General features: G+C 63.6%; 2 protein-coding genes and 1 pseudogene. All 3 read right to left on the minus strand.

Annotated elements, in window-relative coordinates; translation table 11 throughout:
• Positions 1-1,304: adenylate/guanylate cyclase domain-containing protein (locus QOH60_RS13510; RefSeq protein ID WP_526421073.1), on the minus strand; the 1,304-nt coding region annotated here is incomplete at its 3' end.
• Positions 1,305-1,574: 270 nt separating this feature from the next.
• The gene (locus tag QOH60_RS13515; protein WP_526421075.1) at positions 1,575-2,087 is read right to left on the minus strand and encodes a hypothetical protein; all 513 of its coding nucleotides are present in this window, start codon (positions 2,085-2,087) and stop codon (positions 1,575-1,577) included.
• Positions 2,084-2,542, minus strand: a pseudogene (locus QOH60_RS13520) (hypothetical protein); the annotation flags it as partial. The gene QOH60_RS13515 and the pseudogene QOH60_RS13520, both read right to left, overlap by 4 nt.

Below are 2,542 nucleotides of genomic sequence, written 5' to 3' on the forward strand. Positions count from 1 at the left end.
AGCCGGCCGCTGTCCTCGCGCAGCAGCGCCTGGACTATCTCGTTGGTGTCCGCATCGAACCAGTGCATGTCTTCGACCAGCACGAGCCCGGGTCCCGTTCCCAGACAGGCCAAGACGTAATCGTGGACGCCCTCGGCGATCTGTTCGTACAGCGTTGGGCCGCCGGCGCCGCCGGCGCGAACGGGTTCATAGCCGCTCTCTGGACCGATGCCGAGGACGGGCGCCAATAGCGGGACGACCGCGGCCGGTTCCAATGAGCACTTCCGGACCTCTGCCTCCAGCCTGCGAATGCGGTCCGCCGCATCCGATTCGCGCTTGATCCCACATCGCCGTTCCAGCATCCGCCGTACCGGGCGCAAACCGACATCGGTGTGAAACGGCGATCCGAACAAACTCAGCACGCCAGCGCCTGCCTGCTGTGCCATGTCGACGGCGGCATGGGCAAGGCGCGTCTTGCCAATGCCGCCCTCGCCCTGAAACGCGATTCCCGGCGTCGCCAGCGTGCCTGCCGTCGCCTCTGCCCAGCTTCTTTGGAGGGAGGCGAGCTCAGGCTCTCGGCCAACCCAGGGTCCGCGCATGCTTGTTGCGACGTCGCGTTCTGAAACTGCGCGATAGTGGGCGATCAAACCTTCTACGCCCTTCACGGGTTTCGGCGACAGGGCTTCTAGCACGAACGCATCCCGGACGAGTCGTTCAACCGAGTCCGAGATGACGACCGTCCCTGGCTCAGCGAGGCCGCATATTCGGGCGGCGAGGTTGGCCCCGAAACCGAAGACGTCATCAACGGCGGTGTCGAGGTAGACCAGTCCCCGATGAATACCGACCCGCACGCTGATGTCGACCCCGAACCTTTTCTGCACCCGCTCGCTGAGCCTGCTGACCTGACGCGCGATGTCGAGTCCAGCCTGCACCGCGCGGTGCACGTCATTCTCGTGGGCTTTCGGGTGACCAAACACCGCCAGTAGCCCGTCGCCATGCGTTGAGCCGATGTGTCCCTCGTAACGGTCGACGACCTCCTGAACCTGGTGGCGGTATCGCCCGACAACGGTGCGATAGATCTCGGGTTCGATGCGGGTGGACAGCGCGGTGGAATCAACCAGGTCGGCGAACAGGATGGTCAGGCGACGGATCTCCCCGCTGTCTCCGGGGGTTGCAAGCAGTTCTTCTGCGTCGGAGTTGCTGCGGTCGACCGCTAGCACCTGCCCGGCAAGAGCGTCGGCAGTCGCCCGATCGCCTCTGTTGATTGCCTGCACTGCGCGGTCGAGCAGCTCATCGATCGTGGGCTGGGTCACGGATGTGCGCACCGTCCGATTGTGGCTGGCGTAGTCGCAAGTTTTGCCGTCTTGGGCCAGCTACGGCGGAAGTCTCCTGCGCCGAAAGGCCGTGACCGCGGCCACAACGTGGTCAATCCCCGGTTGACGTGACCCATGCGTGGGCGGTGTCGAGCCGAAGTCATGGCCCCCTCAATACACTCGACGCTCATGCCCGACCCGGTCGTGTCGCTGACCAATACAGAGTCTTTGTAGTGGTCTCGGTCGCGAAATTCATCGGTCGCCCCCCGGCGTTCACGTCGCTCACAGGCCGACGGTGACGTCCTTGTCCTCAGGTGCCGCCTTCGGGTCGTTCGCCGGCGTCAAGTGCACCGTTCCCTTATAGTTCGCGCCCACGAAGCGGTAGTCCTTTAGGACAACTTGGAATTCAGTGGCTCCTGCGGGCAGCACCTCTGGAACGAAACCGATGCTGTGGGCAGGAATCGCCATCCGTGGTAAGCCGATCCGAACGAACGGCGACGCGGCCTGCAACGTCCGCGGATAGTTCTTCGAATTGACTTTGACTGGATCGGACGGTTGTGGCTCGTCGTCGACCGGCTGTGTCCACCACGGTCCTGAGATGGCGGCCTGGACAACGGTAGCGGTCGTCCTCACCTGAAGATCGACGAGTTCGTGGATCACGCGAATCCACGCGTCCAGCCCCCACTCTCCGGCTTTGTCGGTTTTCGAGGCGTTCTCGGTGATCATGTTGAAATCGCGGAGCGCCCCACGCATCACGTTGGCGGTGCGCTGCATTCTCATCCTCGGAGCGGTCATGGGGCATCGCCTTGCTGTGTCTGGCCCGGTCGGCCACGCGGGTATCGGGGCTGGTTCACCCTCTCCAGGAACTCCAGCGGTGAGCTGACCAGCCGCCCGGTGACCTTTTGGCTGAAGTCCGTAACATCGCTCAATCGCAGACCGCCGGCCATCCACTTCTCGGCCATGTCGAAGTAATCGCTTGCCATGCCCTCAACCGCATCGGTCCAAAGGTTGACGGCAGTCGCTACGACATGGGTCGACGGCCCCGAATCGCTCGTCTCGGGATCTTCCACTGGCTGTTCGTGCTCGTAGTACTCGAATGGCTGTGGCGGCGGATCTTGGTCGTCGTTCGGATCGGCGGCAGGACCGAAGAGAAATTCCGACGACGCCGTGCCGTAACCGGTTAGACAGACCAGTCGCTGCTGCGCGAAGGGCGACAAGCCGCTGATGTGGATCACCTTCCGGGTCCGCAC

The sequence above is a fragment of the Mycobacterium sp. genome, from assembly GCF_032159765.1.
Lineage (GTDB): Bacteria > Actinomycetota > Actinomycetes > Mycobacteriales > Mycobacteriaceae > Mycobacterium.